General features: G+C 44.0%; 24 protein-coding genes and 1 pseudogene. 7 read left to right on the top strand and 18 right to left on the bottom strand.

Translation table 11 applies throughout. The features are described 5' to 3' along the window. Positions 1-338: 338 nt before the first annotated feature. Both ACQ86K_RS01595 and ACQ86K_RS01590 read right to left on the bottom strand, forming a co-directional pair. Complete coding sequence (locus ACQ86K_RS01595; RefSeq protein ID WP_431199674.1) at positions 339-1,223, bottom strand: NAD(P)H-hydrate dehydratase; 885 nt, start codon at positions 1,221-1,223, stop codon at positions 339-341. A 107-nt stretch (positions 1,224-1,330) separates the two neighbouring features. Next, positions 1,331-1,843, bottom strand: a complete 513-nt coding sequence (locus ACQ86K_RS01590; RefSeq protein WP_431199673.1) for an NAD(P)H-hydrate epimerase — start codon at positions 1,841-1,843, stop codon at positions 1,331-1,333. 303 nt (positions 1,844-2,146) lie between these two features. On the opposite strand from ACQ86K_RS01590, the gene ACQ86K_RS01585 reads away from it, so the two are divergent. The 5 genes from ACQ86K_RS01585 (at position 2,147) to ACQ86K_RS01565 (ending at position 9,478) form a co-directional block, all read left to right on the top strand. Beyond that, positions 2,147-3,082: a hydrogen peroxide-inducible genes activator gene (locus tag ACQ86K_RS01585; RefSeq protein ID WP_091172769.1), complete on the top strand. Its 936-nt coding sequence runs from the start codon at positions 2,147-2,149 to the stop codon at positions 3,080-3,082. A 312-nt stretch (positions 3,083-3,394) separates the two neighbouring features. After that, positions 3,395-5,809: a TonB-dependent receptor gene (locus ACQ86K_RS01580; RefSeq protein WP_091172772.1), complete on the top strand. Its 2,415-nt coding sequence runs from the start codon at positions 3,395-3,397 to the stop codon at positions 5,807-5,809. An 85-nt stretch (positions 5,810-5,894) separates the two neighbouring features. Further along, positions 5,895-6,314, top strand: a complete 420-nt coding sequence (locus tag ACQ86K_RS01575) for a carboxypeptidase-like regulatory domain-containing protein (RefSeq protein WP_431199672.1) — start codon at positions 5,895-5,897, stop codon at positions 6,312-6,314. A 23-nt stretch (positions 6,315-6,337) separates the two neighbouring features. Further along, positions 6,338-8,305 (top strand): TonB-dependent siderophore receptor, encoded by a 1,968-nt coding sequence (locus ACQ86K_RS01570; protein ID WP_431199671.1) that lies wholly within the window; start codon positions 6,338-6,340, stop codon positions 8,303-8,305. 3 nt (positions 8,306-8,308) lie between these two features. After that, positions 8,309-9,478 (top strand): PepSY-associated TM helix domain-containing protein, encoded by a 1,170-nt coding sequence (locus tag ACQ86K_RS01565; protein WP_091172776.1) that lies wholly within the window; start codon positions 8,309-8,311, stop codon positions 9,476-9,478. 116 nt (positions 9,479-9,594) lie between these two features. Here ACQ86K_RS01565 and ACQ86K_RS01560 read toward each other — a convergent pair. The 16 genes and pseudogenes from ACQ86K_RS01560 to ACQ86K_RS01485 form a co-directional block, all read right to left on the bottom strand. Beyond that, positions 9,595-10,566: pseudogene (locus ACQ86K_RS01560) on the bottom strand (2Fe-2S iron-sulfur cluster-binding protein); the annotation flags it as partial. Positions 10,567-10,578: 12 nt separating this feature from the next. Further along, on the bottom strand, positions 10,579-10,914 hold the full coding sequence (locus ACQ86K_RS01555; protein ID WP_431199670.1) for an APC family permease: 336 nt from the start codon (positions 10,912-10,914) through the stop codon (positions 10,579-10,581). After that, on the bottom strand, positions 10,896-12,029 hold the full coding sequence (locus ACQ86K_RS01550; RefSeq protein WP_431199669.1) for an amino acid permease: 1,134 nt from the start codon (positions 12,027-12,029) through the stop codon (positions 10,896-10,898). Before ACQ86K_RS01550 ends, ACQ86K_RS01555 begins: the two co-directional genes overlap by 19 nt. Before the next feature lie 179 nt (positions 12,030-12,208). Beyond that, positions 12,209-12,820 (bottom strand): superoxide dismutase, encoded by a 612-nt coding sequence (locus ACQ86K_RS01545; RefSeq protein ID WP_091172779.1) that lies wholly within the window; start codon positions 12,818-12,820, stop codon positions 12,209-12,211. Positions 12,821-12,978: 158 nt separating this feature from the next. Then, positions 12,979-13,449 carry a nucleoside deaminase gene (locus tag ACQ86K_RS01540; RefSeq protein ID WP_176844544.1) on the bottom strand — a complete coding sequence of 157 codons (471 nt, stop codon included), beginning with the start codon at positions 13,447-13,449 and terminating at the stop codon, positions 12,979-12,981. Beyond that, on the bottom strand, positions 13,450-13,785 hold the full coding sequence (locus tag ACQ86K_RS01535) for a tRNA-binding protein (RefSeq protein WP_091172783.1): 336 nt from the start codon (positions 13,783-13,785) through the stop codon (positions 13,450-13,452). It abuts the gene before it with no gap. A gap of 213 nt (positions 13,786-13,998) precedes the next feature. Next, the gene (locus ACQ86K_RS01530) at positions 13,999-15,087 is read right to left on the bottom strand and encodes an efflux RND transporter periplasmic adaptor subunit (protein ID WP_091173127.1); all 1,089 of its coding nucleotides are present in this window, start codon (positions 15,085-15,087) and stop codon (positions 13,999-14,001) included. 4 nt (positions 15,088-15,091) lie between these two features. Then, positions 15,092-18,145, bottom strand: a complete 3,054-nt coding sequence (locus tag ACQ86K_RS01525) for an efflux RND transporter permease subunit (RefSeq protein ID WP_431199668.1) — start codon at positions 18,143-18,145, stop codon at positions 15,092-15,094. Continuing rightward, a complete protein-coding gene (locus tag ACQ86K_RS01520) occupies positions 18,121-18,336 on the bottom strand; it encodes an efflux RND transporter permease subunit (RefSeq protein ID WP_431199667.1) in 216 nt (71 codons plus the stop codon). The genes ACQ86K_RS01525 and ACQ86K_RS01520 overlap by 25 nt, the downstream gene beginning before the upstream one ends. 13 nt (positions 18,337-18,349) lie before the next feature. After that, complete coding sequence (locus ACQ86K_RS01515) at positions 18,350-19,375, bottom strand: TolC family protein (RefSeq protein WP_431200773.1); 1,026 nt, start codon at positions 19,373-19,375, stop codon at positions 18,350-18,352. 17 nt (positions 19,376-19,392) lie between these two features. After that, a complete protein-coding gene (locus ACQ86K_RS01510; RefSeq protein WP_431199666.1) occupies positions 19,393-19,743 on the bottom strand; it encodes a TolC family protein in 351 nt (116 codons plus the stop codon). Between the two features lie 237 nt (positions 19,744-19,980). Continuing rightward, a complete protein-coding gene (locus ACQ86K_RS01505) occupies positions 19,981-20,133 on the bottom strand; it encodes a hypothetical protein (protein WP_431199665.1) in 153 nt (50 codons plus the stop codon). A 195-nt stretch (positions 20,134-20,328) separates the two neighbouring features. Beyond that, positions 20,329-22,740: a response regulator gene (locus ACQ86K_RS01500; RefSeq protein ID WP_431199664.1), complete on the bottom strand. Its 2,412-nt coding sequence runs from the start codon at positions 22,738-22,740 to the stop codon at positions 20,329-20,331. A gap of 24 nt (positions 22,741-22,764) precedes the next feature. After that, positions 22,765-23,361: an AhpC/TSA family protein gene (locus ACQ86K_RS01495; RefSeq protein WP_090531366.1), complete on the bottom strand. Its 597-nt coding sequence runs from the start codon at positions 23,359-23,361 to the stop codon at positions 22,765-22,767. Positions 23,362-23,538: 177 nt separating this feature from the next. Continuing rightward, positions 23,539-24,630, bottom strand: a complete 1,092-nt coding sequence (locus tag ACQ86K_RS01490) for an acyltransferase family protein (protein ID WP_431199663.1) — start codon at positions 24,628-24,630, stop codon at positions 23,539-23,541. A gap of 68 nt (positions 24,631-24,698) precedes the next feature. Next, entirely contained in the window at positions 24,699-25,157 is a 459-nt protein-coding gene (locus ACQ86K_RS01485; RefSeq protein ID WP_091172806.1) for a DUF1569 domain-containing protein, read from the bottom strand. Between the two features lie 212 nt (positions 25,158-25,369). Here ACQ86K_RS01485 and ACQ86K_RS01480 point away from each other — a divergent pair, with 212 nt between their 5' ends. Both ACQ86K_RS01480 and ACQ86K_RS01475 read left to right on the top strand, forming a co-directional pair. Then, positions 25,370-25,822, top strand: coding sequence for a carboxymuconolactone decarboxylase family protein (locus tag ACQ86K_RS01480; RefSeq protein WP_090531050.1), 453 nt, complete (start codon positions 25,370-25,372; stop codon positions 25,820-25,822). A 34-nt stretch (positions 25,823-25,856) separates the two neighbouring features. Further along, complete coding sequence (locus ACQ86K_RS01475; protein WP_090531052.1) at positions 25,857-26,201, top strand: YciI family protein; 345 nt, start codon at positions 25,857-25,859, stop codon at positions 26,199-26,201. Positions 26,202-26,227 lie beyond the last annotated feature (26 nt).

Raw genomic sequence — 26,227 nt, 5'->3', positions numbered from 1 at the left:
ACGATCTCCCAGGGCTTAATAATGATTAAAAGCTTACATTTTTTCGGATTTATTCCGAAATGATGTAAGCTTTTCGATTTTTATACGTTAATTACTTGTATTTTGTGTAAACCTAAACTACACTGGGTTAATAATTTAACATTTTTTTAACGAAAACCAAAACCAATTATTAGTTTTTTTGTAACTAATAGGAACGTGTAAACGTCTTATGATTAGTTAGGACATAAACGAGAAACAGTGAACCTGATAACCCTAACCCCCAGATTTGAGTATTTAGTTCTTTATAAGATCAGTTAATAGTTAATTAAAACGGCTGTATGATACTTGCAGCCGTTTTTTTATGCCCTTAACTTTGCCATGGTAACGGGCAATTGCGCAATGAGCTTACCGGGCAAAACTACATGCATCCGGTTTGGCAATGCAAGTTCATCGCCGGCCTTACCGTGAATATAGGCACCAATGATGCAGGCTTGATCCGGCGGATGCTTTTGCCCAAGCAAAGCAGCTATTACGCCGGTAAGTACATCGCCCATACCTCCGCTTGCCATAGCAGCATTTCCTGATGAGTTAAAATATACTTTGCCATTGGGTGCTGCGATAATGGTATAATCATTTTTCAACAGGATACACAGGTTTAACTCCTTTGCCTTTTTTATAGCGGTTTGCAGCCGTTGCCACCAACTGGTATGTTCACCAAAAAGCCTGTCAAACTCTTTCATGTGCGGGGTTAAGATGCTCCCCGCAGGTAGCTGGGTTAATAATGCCTTATTTTCTGCAAGCAGGTTCAATGCGTCGGCATCAATAACCAGCGGTTGTTTATAGTTTTTGATGATTGCTTTTAATAATGTTAAGGCCTCGGCATCCTTGCCTAAACCAGGCCCCACAGCTATCGAACTAAATTTATCCCAATCAATATAAGGTTGCTCATCACCATTCCTGACTATGGCCATAATTTCGGGCTGATAACTGTTTAGTGCGGTTAAGCCACTTTCGGGGATACAGGCAGTCGTCAGGCCGGCACCTGCGTGTGCTGCAGCTGATGAGCTTAATAGCGCCGCTCCCATGGTTTTTGCCTGCCCTGCAATAATCAGCACATGACCAAATGTGCCTTTATTGCTGAAACGACGACGTGGTTTTAGTATTTGTCTCACATCTTTTTCTTCAACAAGCTGATACGGTGAACTTAACGACTGGATAAACTTTTCATCTATGCCAATATTCACAGCTTCCCAGCAATTGATATAAGGTGCCGATTCCGGTAACAGGAAATTGATTTTAGGCTGCTGAAAAGTAATTACAAGGTCGGCTTCTATAGCAATAGTATCCCTGACTACTTCCCCTTCCGAAAAAAACCTGTGGGTACATCGACTGCAACAACTGTTCGGCCCAAATCATTAATGAACTTAACAAGCCGTTCATAATCGCCGGTGAGCGGTTTGTTCAAGCCGCTGCCGAGCAGGGCGTCAATAATTACCGGGCTGCTATCCGCCGGGATCTCTTCATCCTTGGCAAGTTCTTTTATAGATACGCAAGTTTGTTTTAGCCTTTCAAAATTGATGTTAAAATCCACCGATGCCTTATCAGAAAATCGGGCTATTACAACGTTGAGCCTATTATAATGATGGTCACATAAAATACGCGCAATGGCAAGCCCGTCGCCGCCGTTATTCCCTGTACCACAGTAAAAAGTTATCGGCTCGTTTTTATCGGGGAAACGGTTAACGAACCAACCCACAAAAGCTTTTGAGGCGCGTTCCATCAAATCAATAGAAGCAACAGGTTCATTAGCGATAGTATAAGCATCGCCCTCGCGAATTTGTTCGGCAATTAATAAAGGAAGCATATATCCTAAAGTAAGGATTTAATGGTTTTGTTTTAAGAGAAATTATTGGCAGATCAACCGAACTGCACAACAAATAATAATATCCAAAAATCCGGCAGAAAAATTTATTTTAACAGACGGACAGGCAAGCTGTTTTACAATATTTAAGCGGTCGTTTCACGGGACTTTAGTTTGTTAGAAATACCGGTATTTAACCTTCTTCTTTGTTTTCATATTAGTTGCTTTTATAATCCAGCCCTTGCGAAATATTTGAATAGATAAAATCAATATTTATTACCTTTACATAGCATTTATCTATATTACATGACTATCACACAACTGGAGTATATTGTGGCTGTTGATACCTATCGCAGCTTTGTTTTGGCAGCCGAGAAATGTTTTGTTACCCAACCAACATTAAGCATGCAGGTACAAAAACTGGAGGACACGCTTGGCGTTAAGATCTTCGACCGCAGCAAACAGCCCGTTGTGCCTACCGAAATAGGGATTGAAATAATTACCCAGGCACGTGTAATGCTGTCTGAGAGCGAAAAGATCAAAGAAATTATATCCGACAGGCAAAAGGAACTTTCGGGCGAATTACGGGTAGGCATCATCCCTACCGTTTCGCCCTATATATTACCTAAAATCATCCATGGCTTTATTGAAAAATATCCACAGGTAAAATTGATTGTATGGGAACAAACTACCGAAGAGATCATTCAACAGCTAAAACTCGGTATGCTTGACTGCGGCATCCTTTCTACCCCGCTTCATGAAAACAACCTTACCGAAATCCCTGTATTTTATGAAAATTTTGTAGCCTATGTATCCAAAAACAGCAAACTTTCTAAAAAGAAGAATATTGTGCCGGATGATATAGATATGGAGGAGATCTGGATCCTGAACGAAGGCCATTGTATGCGCGAGCAGGTTTTGAATATTTGCCAGCGACGGAAATCAACCCGTGGCTTTCAGCATTTTGAATACAATACCGGCAGCGTTGAAACCCTAAAACGCATGGTCGACCAAAATAACGGGGCTACCATCCTCCCCGAGTTGGCCCTGTCTGAGCTTAGCGAAAAACAGCTGGATAAGGTGCGGTATTTTAAATCGCCCGAACCCGCCCGTGAGGTAAGCATTGTGATACAACGTAACTTTTTAAAACGCCGCATGATTGAAGCGCTGAAAGCTGAAATCCTGGAATTTGTGCCAAAGCGGATGAAAAGCAAAAAGAAAAAGGAAGTGATGGATATTTAGTAATTGCTTATCTATCTACCAGACTCACGAAGTTTGGGGGACTTCGCAAGGCTTCATTAGATGATGACAGCCTTCAGGATTATGGAAGGAACCCGTTTACATGATTCTTAAATTTAACTACTCTTTTTCTGAATAATTTCGGTGGTATTGCTTTGACAATCCCTTACCGGATTAGCAATTTTCCATTCTTATATCCACAAGCATCTGAACAACAGTACATTAAGTGTACTATTTAGATTTATTATAAATAATTTGCATTATAACACCCGCCTGACTACTTTTGCGCTATTATTTATATTTAGTCTAAATAAAATGGATCAACCCAAACCATCTTTCTCAAAAATCTTTTCACTTTCATTTATAGTGCTACTTATAGGCACCATCCCGGCCCTTGCCCAGCAAGCCAGAGGCATTCTTAAAGGTAAAATTATCACCATAAAAAATGGGCCTGCCGAAAACGTTTCGGCAGTACTTAAAGGCACCAGGTACGGTACCATAACCAATGAAAACGGCTTATTTGAAATTAAAGCCCCGCAAGGAGATTATATACTTGTAGTATCTGAAGTTGGCACAAAAGGACAGGAAAAACCAGTAACCGTAACAGCCGGGCAAACAACTGTGTTGCCTGTTATTACTGTTGATCATACTATTCATGGTTTGCAGGAAGTAAATATAAATGCTAATAAAACCAATAAATTTAAACGTTCACGAAGCGAGGATGTTGCCAAAATGCCTTTAAGCAACCTCGAAAACCCACAAGTTTATAATACCATAAGCAGCCAGTTGATGCAGGAACAATTGATATTTTCTGTTGATGATGCTATAAAAAATGCCCCTGGGATCCAAAAAATGTGGGAAGCTACCGGTCGTGGCGGCGATGGCGGCGCTTATTATAATAGCAGGGGCTTTATTGTACAAAGCACCATGCGTAACGGCATTGCAGGGATTATAACTAATGGCATTGACGCGGCTAACATCGACAGGATTGAGATTATTAAAGGCCCCTCTGCTACTTTATTCGGAAGTTCTTTAACCTCATATGGCGGCCTGATCAACCGTGTTACCAAGAAACCTTATGATACATTTGGCGGAGAAGTGAGCTTATCTGGCGGCAATTTTGGTTTTTACCGGGGCAGCGCCGATATTAACACTCCGCTCGATAAAGATAAAAAGATACTCTTCCGTTTAAATACTGCTTTTAATCATGACGGTAGTTTCCAAAACAACGGCTTTTCGCGGAATGTGGTTATTGACCCAAGCATTGTTTATAAGGCTTCCGACAGGTTAACCATTAGTGCCGATGCTGAACTGTCATATGGTACCAATATCGGAAAATCTATTTTCTTTTTCCCTTACGGACAAACCATCGATGCCCTGGGTTACAGTCGTGCCGATCAGCTCAAGCTCGACTACAAACAAAGCTATCATGGAAATGACCTGACTCAAACGTCACAAAACAGGAATTTTTATGGCGAAGTAAAATACAAGATCTCCAACGCCTGGACAACACGTACCAACCTGAGCCTCACCCATAGCTATTCGGACGGTTTTGGCCCTTACTACTACCTGTTGCCAGGCGATTCTATTTCCCGTAACGATCAGTCAACCCGCAAAAGTAAAGATGACATGATGGAGATCCAGCAGAACTTTAACGGCGACTTCAAAATAGGTAAATTCCGTAACCGGTTTGTAGGCGGCCTGGATTTCTTCAGGGAAAACTCGCAACAATATTTTTTTGGCAGTACGCTCGATACTGTATCTGTAACCGGCAATCAAAACTATAGCAATTTCAACAAAGCGGCGATGGGTGCCCTTTATGCTACCGGCATTTATGGTTTTACCTACCCTTCCATGTTTAAACGGAATACCTACAGCGCTTATATCTCTGATGTGTTTAATATTACGGATCAACTGATAGCATCGGCAGGTTTACGCGTAGACAGGTTTGACAACAAAGGCAACTACGACCCAACAACTCAAACCACTTCAGGGGCATATAAACAAACCGCCTTTTCGCCAAAATTTGGTTTGGTTTACCAACCCGTTAAAGACCACATATCGCTGTTTGCCAATTATCAAAACAGCTTTAACAACAAAACCGGTACTACCGAAAACAACCGACCGCTTAAGCCCGAGCAAGCCAATCAAATCGAAGGTGGCGTAAAACTTGATCTCTTCGATGGTAAATTGAGCGGTACGGTAAGTTACTATGATATCAAAGTGAAAAATATCGTACGTCCTTCCACCATAAATCCCATTCTTTCGGTACAGGACGGAACCCAATACAGCAAAGGTTTTGAAGCCGAAATAATAGCCAACCCAATAATCGGCCTTAACATCGTAGCAGGTTTTTCATATAATGATTCAAAGCTTACCAAAAGCGCCGATGCCGGCGTTGAAGGTCTTCGGCCAGCAACCGCCTCATCGCCATATCTGGCAAATTTTTGGATAAGCTACAAATTTCATCAAGGTGCAGTGAAAGGTTTTGGTCTGGGTTTCGGCGGCAACTATGCCAGCGATAATAAGATCGTAAACAGCCGGGCCATTGGGGTATTTACCCTGCCGGCTTACACCGTATTAGGAGCATCAGCATTTTATGATACTAATAAATACCGGTTTGGCGCTATGCTTGACAACCTTACCAATGAAAAATACTGGATAGGTTACACCACCATTAACCCTCAAAAACTAAGAAGTTTTGCATTAAGCGCAACCTATAAATTTTAAAACAGCCATTAAATAAAAAGCAGGAGTGTATTACAGTTCCTGCTTTAAGTTAACAACCCTATCATTCCTGTTAATCCTGAATAAAATGTCCAAATCCATACACTCTTTCTGTAAGCTTCCTCCTCTTTTATTATGTGCAGTTTTGCTGCTCTTCAACATACCCGCGCTGGCCGAGGTAAAACCCGGCACCATAACCGGCACAATCACGACTGCCGATGGCCAAACCGTTCCCGGTGTAACCGTAAGCCTTAAAGGTAATGGCATATCCGCAGGCACGGTTACCAGCGAAAGCGGAAGGTTTACCTTTAACAAGGTAAAACCGGGCAGCTACACCATTAAAGTAACGTTTGTGGGCCTGGCTTCTGAAGAAAAAGCAGTTGAACTGGCCGATGGACAACGCGTTACCGTAAACTTTATGCTGCGCGAAAACGCCAACCAAATTGGTGAGGTCTTAATTTCGGGCAGGAAACAAAAATATAAGATCGACGACCCTCACCCAGCCTGAGGTTAAACGAGCCTTTACTTGAAGTGGCACAAAATATCCAGGTGGTATCTTCCGACCAGATCAAGGACCAGCAGATCTTTAACATGCTCGAAGGCGTATCGCGCAATGTGAGCGGCTTAACCATGCAGGAGCATTGGGGCAATTATGCCCGTGTAAATGCCCGTGGCGACAGGCTTGCACCTTTCCGCAACGGTATGAACATCGAAGCTACCTGGGGCCCGCTAACCGAGGATATGTCATTTGTTGACAGGATTGAATTTGTAAAAGGCCCTGCTGCATTCATGCTGGCCAACGGCAACCCCTCGGGTTTTTATAACGTAGTTACCAAAAAGCCTACCGGCACTACCAGCCAGGTATTCAGTTTTACTGCAGGCAGTTTTAACAGCTACCGTGCCACTGCCGATTTTGACGGCGTACTTACTAAAAACGGTAAACTGCAATACCGCCTCAACCTGATGGGCCAGCTTTCAAAATCATGGCGCCCGTATGATTTTACCAACCGTACGGCTATCGCTCCCGTATTACGCTACAAATTCGACAGCAAAAATACCCTCACTGCCGAGTATACCTACCAGTACCAGCGCATGAATGCCTTTGGTACCGCCTACCTGTTCTCCACTGATGGCTATGCAACACTGCCGCGCAACTTTACTAACGCGCCTTCAAATTCGCCATCATCGGGCATCCGGGACCAAAGTGCGTTTTTAACTTATGAGCATACCTTTAACAGCAAGTGGAAAGTTACCGCGCAGGGTGCTTATTTTTATTATAAGCAAACGGCATATAGCTATTGGATAAACAGCATCAGCAGCAACGGCGATGTTGACCGTAACCTTGGTTTATGGGATGCTGTTAACAAAAACAAATTTGCCCAGGCTTTTTTAAACGGCGAATTTAATACAGGCAAAGTTGTTCACCGCCTGTTAAGCGGCCTTGATATTGGCGACAAGTACTATATTCCGGATTATTTTCAATCAGGCTCACTTGATCCTGATCCCGCAAACCCTTTCAATATCCACAATCCAAATAATGGCCCTGTTACTTTACCTGTGTTTGATAGATCGGTGCCACTTAGCGAACGTGGTAAAAACGCTGTAAATACCGAAAAATATCAATCAATTTATGTACAGGATGAGTTGGGCTTTTTTGATCAGAAATTGCGTTTAACTGTAGCTGGTCGTTACACCCATGCCACTACAACCGATCCTTATGCCGGCGATACCAAAGGGCATAAATTTACGCCCCGTTTTGGGTTAAGTGTTAACATTGATCCTACTACAACTGCTTATGCGGTATATGATCAATCATTTGTGCCGCAAACAGGTAAAATATACGGCGGCCAAAAAGTTAAGCCTATTACAGGCAACAACATGGAGCTTGGTTTAAAACGCGACTGGTTTGATGGAAAGTGGAATACTACCTTATCTGCTTACCAGATCCTTAAAAACAACCAGTTGGTAACCGACCCCGACAAACATGGTGAATCTGCAGCAAATTACGTTTTGCAATTAGGTCAAACTAAAACAAAAGGTGTTGAATTTGATGCCCGCGGCGAAATCATAACCGGCCTCAGCCTGATGGTTAACTATGCTTATACCGATTCGAAGATTTCTAAAGATACCGACCCTGCAAATGTTGGCAATCCTGTTCCCGGCTTTGCAAAACATGTTACCAATGCCTGGTTAACATACCGTTTACAGCACGGCAGCTTAAAAGGTTTGGGCTTTTCAACCGGATATCAGTGGCAGCTTGACCGCCTGCCATGGAGCCTCGGCACAGGCACTTCTGATCTGCCAAACTACTTCCGTTTAGATGCAGGCGCATCCTACCAGATCAAGAAGATGAGTTTTGCGTTAAATGTAAATAACGTGCTTAACAAATACCTTTATTCAGGCGGTCATGAGGGGTTGAGCACCGACGGCAAAACTGTTTACAGCTGGCAGGCAGAAGCACCAACAAACGTACGTTTAAGTATCGGTTACAAATTTTAATGAATGACACCTTTTAAAAAAACACTGTTGTTTATACATCGCTGGCTTGGATTTATATCCGGGCTGGTGGTATTTATAGTAAGTATAACCGGCTGTATCTTTTGCTTTCAGGACGAGATCCAGGATGCGATACACAGTTACCGTAAGGTTGAGGTACAAGCTAAACCCTACATAGCACCATCAATACTTAAAGCCGAAGCACTGAAAGGCCGTAAAGGCGCTACGGCCAGTTATGTTTACTATTACGGTATCGGTCGCCCTGCGGGGGTGTTGGTAACGGACAAGAAAGAGGGCCTCCTTTTTGTATATCTGAATCCTTATACAGGTAAGATCACCCATACCGAAAGCCCCGCTTCAAACTTTTTTATTATTGTTGAATATATTCACCTATACCTGTTGCTCCCGGCTAATATCGGCACCCTGGTAGTAGGCATATCGGTGATAATTTTTGTGGTGCTGATGATCACCGGCATAATACTCTGGTGGCCCAAACGTAAAAGCGACCGTAAACGCAGCTTCACTATTAAGTGGGGTGGCCGCTGGCGCCGTGTTAATTACGACTTGCATAACGTTTTGGGCTTTTATGCCACCAGCGTGGCCATCATATTGGCCATAACAGGTCTGTCAATATCATTTGACTGGATGCGTGAAGCTATTTACACAGCCGCTAATTTGGGCAAAGCGCATCCCGAAGAAAAGGTAGTTTTCAAGTCCGATTCGTTGTTGAATGGTAAAATGGATACCACCCAGGTTATCAACAAAGCATATTTATCAGCCAAAGCCGCCTCGCCAAATGCCGAAATGTTTTTAATTTATGACGATGCTGCTAAAGCCGGTGCCATAGGCGTAACCGCATACGCACAGGCCCTGCACTACTATAAAAGTGATAGCTATTCTTTCGATAAATACACCGGCAAATTATTGAACCGTACCGCGCATGAACAAAAAAGTGCCGGCATGAAAATGAATAACATGAACTATGATGTTCACGTAGGGCAAATCTTAGGCCTTCCCGGTAAGACCATTGCTTTTTTGGCCAGTTTGATTTGTGCAAGCTTGCCAATCACCGGCTTTATCATCTGGCTCGGCAAACGCAAAAAATCCAAATCAAAAAAGGTAAAAACGGTGGTGCACAGAAGGACGGTAAGGCAGCATTTGCCAACCGACCGTTGATTTTTGATACACTGATTACGTTGATTATTCTTTCGCTTCCTGGTATAACTCCCCCTTTTAGGGGGCTGGGGGCTAATAACCACCTCATCATCCAAGGGATGCCCGGTGCAGGTCAAGATCCATCCTTGTGCAAGATCCGCTTCAGTAAGTACATCATTTTTCACCATTTCAACTTTACCGCCGGTGCATTTAACCATGCAGGTAGAGCATATTCCTCCCCGGCAGCTATAAGGTAATGGGATATTGTTTTGCAGGGCGGCCTGCAGTATGGATTGGTTTTCGCCTACTACAATATCGTGCAGCTCGCCCCGGTATTTTATTTTGATGTTTTTAGGTGGAAAGTTAGTAAAGCTGCTTGTTACGGCAACTGTTTCGAGCACAAAATTTTCGCGGCGGATCTTTACCTGATCAATCCCCATATACACCAGGTCGAACCGGATCATTCGCATAAAAGCAAACGGGCCGCAAAGGTAAAACTCAGCATTTGCCAGGTTGAAGCTGGCGTATTGCTTCACCAGCTTTTCTACCTTATCGGGGTTGAGTCGGTTACCTTCGCTGCTAAGCAGGTAAATGATTGTCAACCTTTCGGGGTGTTTGGCTGCCAGTTTATCCAGCTCGTTTTTGAATAAAATGGAAGCGGCATTTTGATTACTATAAATGAGGGTTAGCCTGCTTTTACCCTCCCGGTTCAAAATATATTTCAGTTGCGAAAATATAGGGGTAATGCCGCTGCCGCCCGCAAATAAAAACAGATCCTTTTCCTGCTGATGGTCACTGATGATAAAACGGCCGGCAGGGGCTAATGCTGTTAACTCATCGCCTTCCTTTATTTTAGTGAGCATAAACCTGGATATTTCACCGTTGGTAATGCGCTTAATAGTTATTGCAGGGTATGGTTCATCGGGCGACGAGCTTAACGAATACGAGCGCCTGATCTCTTCCTGCCTGTGGTTAAATATCAGTGTGATGAACTGCCCTGCGGTATAAGGGATAAGATTACTATCAATACTGCTCAAATAAAATGTAGCCGTATCTGGAGTTTCCCATTTTATGCGTTCAACTTTTAGTTTTAAAATCTCTTCGGTCATCAATTGATGGCGTTATTGTTTATCTGCAAGCATTTTGCGGATAACGCTGTTCTTTTTGCCGTAAGTATAATAGATAACCAAACCAATTGCAAGCCAAATGACCAAACGCAACCAGGTATCGCCGGGTAGAAACGTCATCATGGCAAAACAGGTCAGGATACCCAGCACCGGCACCAATGGCACAAGGGGTGTTTTAAACGGCCGGTGAATATCAGGCTGCTGCTTCCGTAAAATAAGTACACCGGCGCAAACCATAACAAATGCAAGCAAGGTACCAATGCTGGTCATTTCACCAACCACGCGTATCGGAACAAATGCGGCAAAGAGGGCTATAAAAGCGCAAAGCATAATATTCGATTTCCAGGGGTGCGAAATTTGGGATGCACTTCTGAAAAAACCTTAGGCAGCAAACCATCTTTCGACATAGAGAAAAACACACGCGATTGGCCTAACAGGTCGACCAAAATCACCGAGGTATAACCTATTAAAATAGCCAGCACAATAGCTTTGCTCAACCACTGGTAATGCGTTTTTTCAATGGCGATGGCAACCGGTGCGCCCGAACCTATAAATTCCTTATAGTTGGCCATTCCGGTCATTACGTGCGCAAATACAATAAAGAGTACCGTACAGATCAGCAGCGAGCCGATGATCCCGATAGGCATATTGCGCTGCGGGTTTTTGGCCTCCTGCGCCGCAGTTGATACAGCATCAAACCCAATAAATACAAAAAACACTAATCCCGCCCCTCTCAATATGCCCGACCAGCCATAATCGCCCCAAACACCGGTATTTTGCGGGATATAGGGATGATAGTTTTGCGGGTTAATAAATGACCATCCAACCGCAATAAACACCAGCACCACGCCCACTTTCAAGGTTACAATAATGGCATTAACCAATGCCGAACCTTTTGTACCCCGGATAATGATACTGGTAACCAAAATCACAATGAGCGCAGCTGGCAAATTGATGATTCCGTTAATAATATTGCCATTGGCAGCCTTAGCAGTTTCAAAAGGCGAAAGCGTAAGCTGTGGAGGCAAATACAGGTCAAACCAGGATAAAAATTTAGTAAGGTATTGCGACCAGCTGATGGCCACTGTTGCTGCGCCCACGGCATATTCAAGCGCGAGGTCCCAGCCTATGATCCAGGCAAAGAGCTCGCCCATGGTAGCATACGAATAGGTGTAAGCGCTCCCCGCAACAGGTATCATGGCCGAAAACTCGGCATAACAAAGGGCAGCGAAAGCACAGCCAATAGCAGCAATTAAAAAAGAAATGGTTACCGCAGGCCCCGAATGCTGGCCCGCCGCTATACCGGTTAACGAAAATAAACCGGCCCCTATGATGATGCCTATCCCAATTAAAATAAGGTTAACGGGCCCAAGCGAGCGTTTTAATGAATGTTCCCCCTCCTCCTTCGATTCGCGGAGCAGGGTTTCTATGGGCTTTTTGATCATGATATAAAAAAGTCCACAAAGTTAGTAGATTATTGCAGGGATTAAGCGTGGGTGTATAATTGGAAGGTAAATAAACAAACTTCTCGGGCTCGTTACAAACGAGCGCAAGAGTTATGAAGTAAAACAAAAGCGGCAGGACCATCAGATCCTGCCGCTTTTGTTTATGAGCTTAAATAATATTAAGCGGTTGCTTTTGCGTAAAGCTCGGCAACGTGGTTCCAGTTGATCACATTCCAGATAGCTGCTAAGTAATCCGGACGACGGTTTTGATATTTCAGGTAGTAAGCATGCTCCCAAACGTCGATACCTAAAATTGGGGTACCTTTAACTTCAGCGATGTCCATTAATGGGTTGTCCTGGTTAGGAGTGGAAGTTACAGCTAATTTTTTATCAGCAGTAACAATTAACCATGCCCAGCCAGAACCAAAACGGGTTGCACCTGCTTCAGATACTTTAGTTTTGAAATCGGCAAATGAACCGAAAGTGCTTTTGATAGCATCAGCTAAAGCGCCTGTAGGCTCGCCGCCACCGTTTGGTGATAACAAGGTCCAGAACAAGGTATGGTTGTAGTGGCCACCGCCATTGTTACGCACAGCAGCGGGGAATTTAGAGATATTTTTAATGATATCGTCGATATTGCTTTCAGCCTCAGGCTTACCTTCCAAAGCTTTGTTTAAGTTGGTAACATAAGCCTGGTGGTGTTTGCCATGGTGAATTTCCATGGTCAGTTTATCAATGTGCGGTTCCAGAGCATCAGTAGCGTAGGATAACGCCGGTAGGGTAAATGCCATAATTTTAGTTGTTTATTTTAAAGTTTACTGTTTGTTGTGACGTAACAAATATAAGCGTTGATTGAAGTTTTTGTTCTAAATAATTGTCATGTTTTCTTTTAGTTCATAGTTGATGGTTAATGGTTCATAGCTATTTTTATTACTATGAACCATCAACCCTACTTCCGCTTACTTTTAAAAAAATCTTTCACCAGCTGGCTGCATTCAGCTTCGCGGATACCGCCGGTGATCACTGTTTTGGGATGGGTTATTTTTTGGTTGATGCGGCCGAACCCGAGTTTGTTATCATAGGCCCCAAAAACGATCTTACTTACCTGGAACCAGTATGAAGCCCCGGCACACATTACACAGGGCTCCATAGTAACGTACAGCGTACAGCCTTGCAGGTATTTGCCTCCAATTAAATTAGCGGCCGCAGTAAGGGCCTGCATTTCGGCATGGGCCGATACATCGTTAAGCCGTTCGGTAAGATTGTGCCCTTTTCCTATAATGCGGCCATTGTAAACCACAATTGCCCCTATCGGGATTTCATCTTCCTCTAATGCATAGCGGGCTTCTTTTAACGCCTCGCCCATAAAATATTCATCGGGCGATATAGAGGCCTCATCCTCAAAACTGATATATCTCATTTAAATAAGTTTGCTGCCGTTTGGCACAGGCTTTTCAACAGCGGTTAACACAATGTCTCCGTTCTCGTCGGCGAAACCGGTAACCAGGAACTCCGACATGAAATTGGCGATCTGCTTTTTAGGAAAATTAACCACGCCTACAATTTGCCTGCCCACCAGCTCTTCTTTGGTATAATGCTTCGTGATCTGTGCGCTCGACCACCTGACACCAAACTCACCGAAATCGACCCTTACCTTGAAGGCAGGTTTACGGGCTTCCGGGAAATCAATTGCTTCCAATACAGTGCCTACACGTAGTTCTACTTTTTCAAAATCATGCCAGGTGATGGTTTCCATAGGGGCAAAGGTAAAAAAATATGTCTCTCTCTTCTTCAAAAGCTACCCTTGCCTCAATTTTAAGTAAAGGGTTTGATATGGACATTAGTAAACAAAATCAATGCGTCATGTATCATGAACTAATGAGTTATAACAATAAAACCAACAACTCTGCCCTTGAGGCCGGATGTAAAAGCGTTGTTCCAAACCGCTTAGCCATTGCCTCTAACTGCGTCAATTAATATTCGTCCCTTCCTTCACCTCATCGCTGGCATTTTTAAGAATGATATCGTTGGCCTTCAGGTTCCCAAATACTTCGGTTGAGTCATGTCTGGATAATCCTTCCTTTATATCAATTAATGCTGCCTTGCCGTCTTTTACAGCTATTACATATTCCCTCTCGGTTGACCGGATGATGGCATTGTTGGGCACTAACAACGATTTGGCGCCCGAAAGCATCGGGATCTTTACTTCGGCATACATTCCCGGTTTTAGTATTCCATTTTGGTTTTGTACGTCTATTTCGATAGCTTCAGAACGCATACTCCCTAAAGCATTGGCCGAGCGACTGATTTTGGCTGTTTGTTCCTGCCCCGGCATAGCATTAAAAGTGAATTTTACCTGCTGCTTTAAGTCAACTTTGTCTACGAAATCTTCGGGGATGTAAACCTCTAAACGCAGCTTGCGGATATCCTGCAAAATAAGCATCGGCAGGTCTGTACCTTTACCCGGGGCTACCAAAGCTCCCGGGGATACATTACGCTGAATGATCATGCCATCAAACGGTGCACGAATGTTCAGGTAATCCTGCATGGTGCGTACAGATGCCACGATCGAGCTTTCTGAACGGGCCATTGCGTCATCAGCTTTCATTTTTGCTAAAGCGTTATCCAATTCAAGCGGAGAAACTGATCCAGGTTCTTTTGCAGCCTCTTTTAAACGCTGATACTTTTCCTTACTGGCAACTGCGTTCTCTTTGGCCTGCATGTAGCGGGAATCGGCAGCCTGCAATTGCGATTCCATTTCCGGCGCTTCTAAGGTTACCAGTAATTGTCCTTTTTTTACCAAGGTACCACGGTCAACAAAAACGGTTTTTACAAACCCGTTTACTTTCGGGAACAAGTTTACCTCGTTATAGGGTTTTAACTGGCCGGGAAGGCGGGCTTCGCTTGATAGTGCTTTTTCCGACACTTTGCCGGTTTCATATCCGCTTGCTTTTTGGTTGGTTTTTTGGGTTTCTGTGAGGTCCACCGGCTTTTGATTGCCTGCACATGCGGCCATCAGGCTGATACTGCTTAACAGTACAATATATTTTAGTTTCATAATATTAGCTATTGGAGGTTTCAAGTTGTTGAGGTTCATTAACATTTACGTCCTTCATTAAGGACGGTGAATCATAAGTGGTTTTTTGCTGTACCCAGGCAAATACCTGCGGTAGTATAAACAGCGCGGCTAATGTTGAGGCAAATAAGCCGCCTATCACCGCGCGGCCCAATGGCGCGGTTTGCTCGCCGGCTTCACCCATCCCTGATGCCATCGGGATCATACCTGCCATCATGGCCAAACTGGTCATGAGGATTGGTCTTAACCTGATGGACGCACTGGTAATGGCTGCCCTTGTAGAGTCTTTATAATCCAGTCTCAGGGTTTCAGCATTGGTTACGATCAGGATGGCGTTTGCCACCGATACTCCTGTAGACATGATCATGCCCATGTAACTTTGCAGGTTAAGTGTTGAACCGGTAAGCAGTAATGCTGTTAGCGATCCCAATATTACTGCCGGTACGGTAGATAGTACTGTAAGGGATAATTTAAACGACTGGTAATTGGCGGCCAGCAATAAAAAGATCACCAAAATGGCAAACATCAAACCGTTCTGTAAGCTGTCGAGCGTTTCTGTCAACAAGCTCGACATACCTTTAACTTCAGCAATCAGGCCTTTAGGCGGTGCCCCGACAGTTTTGATCACCTGCTGCACCGCGGCAGTAGCAGTGCCCAAATCCTTCTTGTAAATATTGGCGCTCACGGTTAAGAAGCGGCGCGGACCGGTACGGTCATATTCACCAGGAACGTAATTAACCTTAAAGCTGGCGATATCACCCAGTACAGGTGTACTTTGGCCTTTCACCAGTGGGATCTCTTTCAACTCATCCATTGTATTCATCACATACTCTGGAATTTGCACCTGTACCTGGTAGGTATAGGCCGATTTATCATCCAACCAAAGGTTTTTCTCGGTAAAACGGCTTGATGATGTACTTGCTGTAACCGAGCGGGCAACATCTTTAATATCCAGGCCTAATTGGGCGGCTTTCAACCTGTCGAGCGTTATTGCCACCACAGGAAACTTTAAAGGCTGACTGATTTGCACATCCCTCAGGTAGCTGATCTTTTTAAGTCCGGCCAAAACTTTGTTCGAGTAGCCTTCTATCTGCGCCATATCCTTACCCGCTACCCTTATTTCGATAGGTGTAGATGCACCCTGGCTCATGATCTTTTCGGTCATGTCGATAGGTTCAAAAGTGATGCGGAGATCGGGCATGCGCGATGCTATGTTTTTACGGAGCGCATCTTTAAGCTCATCCATATTGATGTGGTAATCTTCATCAAGGTTAACCTGTAATACCGCTTCATGTGTACCAGTATTAAATACATAAAGATTGCTGGTACCATAGCTGCTTGGCACAATGCCCACATAAGCCGATGTGATAGCTACATGATGGTTCACCGTACTGTCGATGATTTGCAAAACCTGTTTCAGCCCGTCTTCCGTACGTTCAAGTCTTGTGCCATCCGGCTCTTTGATCCTGATCTGAAACTGGCCGTTGTTGAGCTTCGGCATCATATCTTTTCCAATAGTGACAAAACACACACCGGCCAATCCCAAAACAACCACGAGATAAACAGGCACAATTAGTTTTTTGTTATGCATCCAGCGTTCAATGATGTGTATAAAACGGATCTTTATCCGTTCAAACAGGTCATTCTTTTCGGGATGGTTTTGCTCCTGCTGCAGGTGATGGTTTACCTGCCCTTCTTCGGGCCGGTCTAAAGCTTCGCCGGCATGGGCATGCAATTTCCCATGTTCATAATGCTGATAGGTTTCGGCTTTGATAAGCCAGTTTGATAAAATAGGCACCAGTGTTTGCGCTATGATGTACGATACGATCATCGTTAAGCCAATAGATAGCGACAGGGGTAAAAACATCGCTTTAGGCACGCCGTTCATCATAAACGATGGCGCGAATACCGCAAGGATACACAGCAGGATGAGCAATAGGGGGAACGAGATTTCCTGGCAAGCATCATAAATAGCCTGTGCTTTGCTTTTGCCCATCTCCAGGTGCTGGTGAATATTTTCGATAGTTACTGTCGCCTGGTCAACCAAAATGCCTATGGCGAGGGCAAGCCCGCTCAGTGTCATGATATTGATGGTTTGGCCGAATAAGCCTAAAAGTAATACACCTAACAAAATGGATACCGGGATAGTAATCACCACGATCAAACTGCTTCGCCAGTCGCGCAAAAACAATAATACCATCAGGCCGGTGAGCAATGCGCCCAGACCGCCTTCTGTCATAAGGCTCTTTACCGCGTTTATCACAAATATGGATTGATCAAACTCATATGAGATTTTAACGTCGTCGGGTAAAAGGCCCTGAATTTCCGGAATCTTCTTTTTCAAAGCCTGTACCACACTCCAGGTACTGGCATCGGCGGTTTTTACTACCGGCAAATAAACAGAGCGCTTGCCATTAATCAGCGCATAATCAACCGTAACGTCGGTAGCATCGGCAACACGGGCTACATCTTTTACCAAAATGGGAACGCCGTTTTTGGTAACTACAGGGATATTGCCAAATTCATCTGTTTGGTTAATCAACGTATTAACCGTAGTTACAAACATAGTGTTGCCTAACCTTAAATTACCCGAAGGCGACATCACATTGAACTTAGCCAACGCACTTACTACCTCATCGGGCGTCAAGCCGTAACTTCTTAATTTATTTGGATCAACGTTTAAGGTGATGGACCTGGCGTTTGAACCAAACGGCGGCGGGGCCGATAAGCCGGGAACAGTAGCAAACATCGGCCTTACTTTAGTAGCAGCCATATCATAAATATCCTTCAGGCTGCGATTGGGGGCGGATAGTACCAATTGCCCAACGGGCAACGATGAAGCATCAAACCTTACAACCTGCGGCGGCAGTGCTCCCGGCGGGAAAAAGCTCATTACGCGGCTTACCTGCAAAGCCACCTGGGCCTGTGCTTCGGCCATGTCTGTGCTCTCGTAAAAACTCAGCTTAACCATAGTTAAACCCTGAATGTTTTTACTGGTAATACTTTTGATGCCGTTTACATACAGAAACTGGTCTTGCAAACGGGTTGAAAAAAACCCTCCATTTGCTGCGGCGACATACCGCCATATGATTCAATAACATAAATGGTGGGCAGGTTTAGTTTTGGGAAAATATCTATCGGTATTTTTATAGCACTAAGCACTGCAAAGATGAGCAGGCTCAAGGTAACCACCACCGTTGTGATGGGCCGTTTAAGTGCGGATGTGACCATTGACATAGCTAAATTATTTTAAAAGGTTTAATACAGTATTTACCTGGTTGCCGGTAACGGCCTGCTGGAACAGGGCATTTGAATAGGCATATTTGGCCTGTACATAGTCAGTTTCGGCGCGGTAAAGGATATTGAGTGCGGCGTTAAGCTCAATGATATCGGTTAGCCCATTTTTGTATAATGACAGCTTTTGCCGGTACCCGTCAGAAGCCGCTTTAAGCTGATTGGGGATCTCAACCAGGCGTTCGCGGGCGGTTTGCAGCTCCACGCCCGACCGGTTGGCATTGACCGCCAGCAATTGCTTTTGCTCATCCAGCTTTTTCCGGGAGTAATCGGTATTGGCACGTTGTGTCCGTAATTTTAACTGGCGGCGACGGATATCAAACAGGTTATAGGAAACACCTATACCTACCAGGTAATTATTCCTGTCGAACCCCCATCCGCTGCTGAGGCTGTTAAAATGGTCGTTAGCATCAACACTTGATCCCCTGCCCCAAACGGCGCCTTCCAGTAATATTTTAGGATTGTAGCTTTTTTTGACGAGTGTTTCCCGCTGCAAACTATTTTGATATACCGATTTATAATAATTGATCAAGGGATGATTGGTGGTGTCGATCACCAAAGGGTCCAGGCCGGTTGCGGTATTGATAAGATTTGTTTCGGCAGCGGTATCGGGTACTATTGTCTGATAGGGTAAGCCGCTGACAGCCGAAAGCTGTAACTGTACCTGCTTCACCTGGTTGTTAAGTTCGATATAGTTCAAACGGGCTTTTGACAGTTCGGCCTCGGCAATGCTGGTATCAACGCCTGCCCTTACCCCACTTTTGGCGAGCGACTGTACCGACCGGCGGATCTCCTGATTGCGTTTTATGTTCCGCGCCTGGATGGTGAGGAAGTTTTCCAGTTCCGTCAGGAGCAGGTAATTGCCAATGGCATAAGCCTGCAACTGATATTTGGAATCAGCAAACTGGTTTTGCTGTACCTGAATATCAGAGTTGGCTACTTTATTTTGAGCACCATAGGCCCCAAAATTATAGATCTCCCAGTCGAGCGCGGCTACCCCAACGTTGGCTGAAACGGTGGTGGTATTGCTTTCGGGCCGTACCCCCTGGAGTTGGAAGGAATGATACCAAAGCCAAAATACGGGCCGGCAACATTGTTGTTAGTGCCATAATCTGCCTGGTAATTTAGTTTCAGGTTAGGGAGCCAGCTGCTCCTGGTTTCAGCGGCCTGGGCTTGCCTAACCGCTATAGCTGCCGAATCGGTTAGCAATGTGGGTGCGTTTCGGTTCACGCTGTTGAGCAGCGTTTTTAAACTAACCGGTGTGTTACCTTGTTGCTGCGCATAAGTATAGGCTGTTATTAGCAAGCCTATAAACAGGCAGCAGGACTTCTTTGAAATTCGCATATCTTGATGTACGGAATATGCTTACCGGGAAATGCCCGCACACTGATCGCTACAGATCAGTAAGTACTGCAAAAAATGCCGGTAAACGATGGATAATTAATTGAAAAAATGATCGATGATGTATCTAAAGGCAGAGCGCCTTTAATCATTCAAATCAAATGCGAAAAGTGCAAAGGGAAAGATAGGAGTATCGATACTCGGGTATAATCCTGAAGTTTCGGATTAATTGCTTCGGATTTAATTTCCATAGCTGCAATGCAAAAAAAGCAGAATAAAACTGCCTACAACAGCGCTGATCAAATCGGTAACAGACTTTTTCTCCTCAAGGGTTGATTTGTCTGGTCTTTGAACGTAGCTTGATTCGCTGAAGCTGCTGTGCAGGTTCTCCATCTTTCGTTTAAAAACCGAATTGAATCCTGTTGAACGCGTACGGCCCGACTGCGTTAAGCGGGGAAGAAAAAAACATGACTGCTCGCGATGACCAAATAAAAGGCCATTACCGATAATATCCGCAACGATCTCAAAAATTCAGTATTTCGCTTATTCAACATATTGCTTATGCTGTACAAAAATGAAAAAAATAACCTAATTGTTTTGCAAAAGTATTGTTGCATTTATATTCTGCATACCGGGATGAGGAAACTTCACTACTATTAAGTTTAGGCAGGCCCCCCGCCAGGTCATTATCCTACCCTTGATGGCGAACCAAGCCTCAAACTTATTGCAGGAATGCGGTTGCATCAACCCTGACGAGATTGCGGCTTTATTAACTACAGTGTGCCATTTCGAAAGCTTATTCATCAGTTCATCAAGCTTTACAGGCTTACTCAGGTAATCATTCATACCGGCCTGCAAGCAATCCTGTTCATCGCCGGCCATGGCGTTGGCTGTTAATGCAATGATAACAGGCTGCTTAATGTTTTCTTTACGGATTACACGGGTAGCCTCAAGCCCATCCATAACAGGCATCTGCATGTCCATTAAAATAAGCTCGTAATCGTTTTGGTACAGGGCCTCTATTGCTTCGAGCCCGTTTTGGGCCATACCCGGCTTATAGCCCATTTTGTTTAAAATGTGTTTAATAACGTGCCGGTTAACCTCATTATCTTCGGCAATGAGGATATTGAAGGGATATTTATCACTAAAATCAACCGAAAGCTTGCTCTTAATTTGTTTATCATCGTTTTGGACCGATTTATTCCTGAGTGCCATAAAAATCTGTTTGCCCAGCACCTGTTGTTTTATCGGCTTGCTCATAACAGAGGTAAACAGCATTCGCTGATCTTTTATAAATTCTTCACCAACCGAGCTTAGCAGTATAATAGGAATGTGGCTGTACCCTTCCCTGATGATGCGGGCCAGCATAACCCCATCCATTACGGGCATATTCATGTCGGTAATAACCACGTCAATGTCTTTGTTTCTCTGCAGGATCACTAAAGCCTCGGCGGCAGACTCTGCCGGTACCGATTTAAGGTTCCAGTTTTCAAACTGGCGGTTTAAAATAGACAGGTTGGTATGGTTATCATCAACTATAAGAATCTTTTTGCCGCGCAGTTCCTCAAGATCAAAACTGGCAGGCTGCCGGTGGGAAATCTCGCCGGGATAGGCGTTTATGGTAAAGAAAAACCTGGTACCGGCACCAGGCTCGCTTTCAACGCCTATACTGCCCCCCATTAGCGCTACAAGCTTTTGGCAAATGGCCAAACCTAAACCGGTACCTCCGTATTTGCGTGTAGTAGATGAATCGACCTGCGAAAATGCCTTGAACAGCCGGTGCAGCTTATTATGCGGAATGCCTATACCTGTATCCCAAACATCAAATCTTAATTTCAGCAAGCCATCAGATTGTTTGTCAACACAGCTAACCTTAATACCAACCTCACCTTTCTCCGTAAATTTTATGGCGTTGCTTACCAGGTTTATAAGCACCTGTTTAAGCCGCAGCGGATCGCCGATGATACCCGGCGATATATCTTCGGCAATTTCATAAACCAGGTCGAGCCCCATTTGTCCGCCTTTAATGGCAAACATATCCATCACATCTTCAATACATTGCCGCAGCTTAAAATCATCCTGTTCAAGATCAAGGCTACCTGCTTCTATCTTTGAAAAATCAAGAATGTTATTGATCACATGGATGAGCGTTTCGCCGCAGCTGATGATGGTTTCGTTAAACATACGCTGCTCATCATTAAGCTCAGTTTCATTCAATAAAGCCGACATCCCGATAACCCCGTTCATAGGCGTACGGATTTCGTGGCTCATGGTGGCCAGGAAAATGCTTTTTTCCTGGTTAGCCTGATCGGCCGCGAGGCGTGCCTTTTGAAGTTCCTGGTTTGAATAGTTTAGTTCCTGGTTTGCAGCTGCCAAAACCTCTTCATTATGTTTACGCTCGAGCGATAACTGAGCTTCCCGCTGCAGATCGGCCATTTGCAGGGTTTGTACTATTCTTAGTTCGTTATACTTGCGCAACTGATAGGCCCAAAGTCCGCATATGAACATGATAACCCCGGTAAGCAACACATGTATGGTAAACGTTTGAAGATCAAAGTAATTGAGCTGGGTAAAAAATATGCCGCCATAGCCAATATCCTGCATATAGCTGAAAACAGCATGGTGTACAATAACAACTAAAAGCAATGGCAATTGTAGCCTCCAGTTTTGGTAGGTGATCAGCAGCGCACTCGAAATAAAAGCAAAAAAGTGCATCTCAAACAAGCCGTGCATCTGGTAAATATACTGGGCCATAAAAATACCTAATACAGCTGCCAGCACATATTGGTATAAGGAAGAATTAGGCAGGGCTATTTTAGCAGTATAGTACGCCAACAGGCACAGGCCGCCAACGCCAAAGGCAATAAGCCATGTATCATAAAAATAGGCCAATGCTAAACCAACTACAAAATGCACAGGCAGGAAATAATCCATCAACCTGTCTGAGCGGTCTTTGATCTCGGTTTGAAAATTAATGTTTTGAACTATGTCTGCGGTCACAATGATTGATATTTAGGGGTAATATTAATTATGACAGTCGGGCAGTCGACAGCCGTATGAGGTTAATGCAAGTTTATTAAATGTTAGGCGTGTATTGTCGTTCAGTAAACCGTTGATCGCTACTTTGGCGAAGCTTGTTTTTTCATCGGTACAGTAACGGCTTATGTTATAATTGCCGCGGTAATACAGCTTGCTGCCTGTATCAATAAGGGCAGCCTGGGGTGTTGAGTAAACCCCGCAGGCCTCAGCAACCGAGGGATCAAATATAACGGGGAGTTTCATCCCAAACTTGTCCTGGATTTCGCTTTCGGTGAAGTGTTTACTGCTCATGATCACGATGGCAAAATTCACCTGTCTGTGATATTGCTGGGCAATAGCCTTAAACTGTTTGATATTAAATCTTGAACAGGGACAATCCGGATTAAAAAAATGCAGGAACAGCGGTTTACTGCGATCCTGGTAGTGCCTGGGGTTGATGGACACTATCGTACCCTGCTTTACTGCTTTATAGTTTTCGGGTACAGGAGTAGGCAACTGGTATTGCAGCTCATTATACCAAAACAAAGCGCCAACAGCGATTAAAAGTATCACGAGCCAACCAATAACTAACGTTTTTTTCATTGTACCAAAGGTTGGCATACTTCAACAGAACAACTGAAAATCAGCACAAAACCATTTGTAAAAATAATTATTTTTAGTGTATAAAAAACACTTTTCCGGCATTTTAAACATACAGGTTTTAATTTAACCGTTGGCTAACCCCCTCCTTAATCTTTAATTAAGCAAACGAATAGCCATTCAGTTATTTGACAGCCTGTTTTTTCTTCTTTCGGTTAGGTAACGACGCAGGGGGATATCGTAACCTATCATAACCAGGTAAGCAAATGTAACTAATACAACTAATCCGGGTATAATGATATATGCCAGGTGAACAGCATCGGGTTTATTTGCCGCATAATAATTACCAAACATCCACATTACTGCATAATGGGTCATGTATAAAGGATAAGAGATACTCCCCGAAAAAACACATATTTTACGTAAGCTGTTGTTAAGAACAGCGCCTGCTCCCAGCGAAACCATTAACGGGAAATAAATTATAACTATAAAAGGCTCGGTAAGCCAGTTCCATGTTGAGAACGGAGACAGGAAAGCCAGCATCAATAAAATAGAAAGACCGATAAAACCAAGCTTATTTTTGACGATAAGGTTATAACGGTAAACCAGCAAACCAGCAGTAAAAGAATAAGCTATACGTACACCTCCATCCCAGAAAGTTCCGCCGCTCCAGCCGCCCATTAAATTACCTGAGTGAGCTGCCACATAGCAAATGCCAACAGCAGAAATTGCAGTAAGGACAATCAGGTAGCGCCGCTGAAGGCGACAAAGTACAAGTGCATAAACAATGTTAGCTACATATTCCCAAAACAATGACCAAGCAGGTGCATTAAACCCAAACAAGTTAAAATACCGTTCATTCATTGTCGGGTTAGGAATCATTAATATGGAGCTGAGAAATAATAGTAGTATACTGCCCGCACTACGGGCTATGGGTTGGGCATTAAATGGATCAAATATAAACCCTAACAAGCCCAATACCGAGCCAAAAACAACAAGCGGGTGCAGCCTGATCAACCTCGATTTGAAAAATTCCTTTATGCCCATTTTGCCGACCCTGTCGTCATAAGCATAACCAATTACGAAGCCCGACAGGCAAAAGAAAAAATCAACCGCTAAAAAGCCATGACCTATAAAATCCTTGCTGTAGTCGGAATAAGCAATCTCCATAAAATGGAAAGTAACAACTGCTATAGCAGCTATGCCCCGAAGGCCGTCAAGAATTTCAAAATGCTGTTTGGTTTTAAGGATGGCTGGGCTTAGTTTTTCCATGCACTATATCGATTTACCTGTATGCCGGTAAAGAAAGGAAAATTTAGCCGGAAGTTCAAACTATGCGCTTAACAGCCAAACTGAGTGAGGTGATGGTCAATATGTTTATAAAACATATTGCTCCATTCGGTAATAGTTAAGGGACCAAACGAATGCGACTCGCGGCCATCAAAAGCTTTTTCGCCCAGCTGCTGTGTTTTTTGGATGTAGGCTATCAACCTGTTTTTTTCGGTATTGAAATCCCTTTCGCCGGTAATGAGAAATGCAGGCGCTGTAGGGTTGTTGTGTTTATATGGTGTTTCACTCACTACCTTGTTTTTAACCAGCATTTTCAGGATCAGTTTCATGAACAAGCCGGGTTTGGGGTGCTTATCTTCATACACCATTTCGTACGTTACACAGCAGTGTGCCAACATTTGTGCTACGTTCATTTTACCCCACCCCGGTGAGGTTTGAGGCGTGAGCTTGTTGATCCGGCTGATTACATCATCAGCTACCCGTGCAGTGAAAATATTGGGTAAGGCCATGAGGGAAAGATAGGTATTTTTGTACAGAGACGTATTACATGTATATTTAGTTAAACCGGAAAATCTGCGAAGCGGGCGATGCATTAGATGCCGCCCAACAAAAATTCCCGATATGAATTCCGATCTTATAAAAAATAAAAAATATTTTTCATTTTGTCCAATCTGCTAAGCACGGTTGTCATTGGGTTTTAACAACATAAATTTAAAACAAAATGGAACAGAGAATCAGCATGTGGGAAAAAGGCCAAAATGCCTTAAAACCATTATTTGGTATTAATACCTATCTTAAAAAGTCACCCCTCGAGTTATCCCTTCGTGAGTTGGTAAATTTCAGGGTATCACAGATCAATAAATGCGCTTATTGTCTTGACATGCACTATAAAGATGCACGTGCCAAAGGCGAAACTGAACAACGTTTATACGGCCTGAGCGCCTGGGAAGAATCGCCTTATTATACCGATCGTGAAAGGGCCGCCTTCGCCTGGGCCGAAGCCGTTACCGCCTGCCATGTAACCGACGAAGTGTACAACATAGCCAAGGCGCAGTTCAGTGATGAAGAGCTGATAGACCTTACGCTGTCCGTTACCACCATTAACACCTGGAACCGCATCAACCTATCGTTCCCAAATACGCCCGGCACATACCAGGTTGGCCAGTTTGCATAAACAGCTTATATTAACGCCATTAAAACATAGCCTTATGAATGAGTTTTTGTTAGTGATCCACAGGGATCTGAAAAGTAAAGATGCCAGTCCCTCGCCCGAACAAATGCAGGCAGCTATAAAACCTTTCCAGGATTGGATAGGCGGCATCGCGGCCCAAAACAAACTGGTTGGTGCTCCCAAACGCTGGGATGGTGATGGCCGTACAATTAAGCAAAATACCGTGATCAATGGTCCTTATGCCGAAATTAAGGAATCGATAGGCGGATTGTTTATAATCAGGGCCGAAGATTACGATGAGGCCGTTGAAATTGCCAAAGGCTGCCCGATATTGCAATGGGGGGCCACCGTTGAAGTACGAATGGCCGTGCCTGCCGTATAAAATAAAATGCCTTTGTACTTTTGCAA

Origin of the sequence: Mucilaginibacter sp. P19 (assembly GCF_050632265.1) — a bacterium.
GTDB classification, from domain to species: Bacteria; Bacteroidota; Bacteroidia; order Sphingobacteriales; family Sphingobacteriaceae; genus Mucilaginibacter; species Mucilaginibacter gossypii.
This window is presented reverse-complemented; position numbering and strand designations above follow the sequence as displayed.

Bases quoted from the DNA above. Each gene is read 5' to 3' on its own strand.
- ACQ86K_RS01520 (WP_431199667.1), bottom strand. From the start codon at position 18,336: ATGGTCACATCCGCACTTAAACGGCCCATCACAACGGTGGTGGTTACC.
- ACQ86K_RS01505 (WP_431199665.1), bottom strand. From the start codon at position 20,133: ATGGAGAACCTGCACAGCAGCTTCAGCGAATCAAGCTACGTTCAAAGA.
- ACQ86K_RS01585 (WP_091172769.1), top strand. From the start codon at position 2,147: ATGACTATCACACAACTGGAGTATATTGTGGCTGTTGATACCTATCGC.
- ACQ86K_RS01530 (WP_091173127.1), bottom strand. From the start codon at position 15,087: ATGAAACTAAAATATATTGTACTGTTAAGCAGTATCAGCCTGATGGCC.
- ACQ86K_RS01475 (WP_090531052.1), top strand. From the start codon at position 25,857: ATGAATGAGTTTTTGTTAGTGATCCACAGGGATCTGAAAAGTAAAGAT.
- ACQ86K_RS01540 (WP_176844544.1), bottom strand. From the start codon at position 13,449: ATGAGATATATCAGTTTTGAGGATGAGGCCTCTATATCGCCCGATGAA.
- ACQ86K_RS01545 (WP_091172779.1), bottom strand. From the start codon at position 12,820: ATGGCATTTACCCTACCGGCGTTATCCTACGCTACTGATGCTCTGGAA.
- ACQ86K_RS01575 (WP_431199672.1), top strand. From the start codon at position 5,895: ATGTCCAAATCCATACACTCTTTCTGTAAGCTTCCTCCTCTTTTATTA.
- ACQ86K_RS01480 (WP_090531050.1), top strand. From the start codon at position 25,370: ATGGAACAGAGAATCAGCATGTGGGAAAAAGGCCAAAATGCCTTAAAA.
- ACQ86K_RS01510 (WP_431199666.1), bottom strand. From the start codon at position 19,743: ATGCGAATTTCAAAGAAGTCCTGCTGCCTGTTTATAGGCTTGCTAATA.
- ACQ86K_RS01550 (WP_431199669.1), bottom strand. From the start codon at position 12,029: ATGATCAAAAAGCCCATAGAAACCCTGCTCCGCGAATCGAAGGAGGAG.
- ACQ86K_RS01490 (WP_431199663.1), bottom strand. From the start codon at position 24,630: ATGGAAAAACTAAGCCCAGCCATCCTTAAAACCAAACAGCATTTTGAA.
- ACQ86K_RS01580 (WP_091172772.1), top strand. From the start codon at position 3,395: ATGGATCAACCCAAACCATCTTTCTCAAAAATCTTTTCACTTTCATTT.
- ACQ86K_RS01565 (WP_091172776.1), top strand. From the start codon at position 8,309: ATGACACCTTTTAAAAAAACACTGTTGTTTATACATCGCTGGCTTGGA.
- ACQ86K_RS01535 (WP_091172783.1), bottom strand. From the start codon at position 13,785: ATGGAAACCATCACCTGGCATGATTTTGAAAAAGTAGAACTACGTGTA.
- ACQ86K_RS01495 (WP_090531366.1), bottom strand. From the start codon at position 23,361: ATGAAAAAAACGTTAGTTATTGGTTGGCTCGTGATACTTTTAATCGCT.
- ACQ86K_RS01485 (WP_091172806.1), bottom strand. From the start codon at position 25,157: ATGGCCTTACCCAATATTTTCACTGCACGGGTAGCTGATGATGTAATC.
- ACQ86K_RS01555 (WP_431199670.1), bottom strand. From the start codon at position 10,914: ATGCTTTGCGCTTTTATAGCCCTCTTTGCCGCATTTGTTCCGATACGC.
- ACQ86K_RS01590 (WP_431199673.1), bottom strand. From the start codon at position 1,843: ATGCTTCCTTTATTAATTGCCGAACAAATTCGCGAGGGCGATGCTTAT.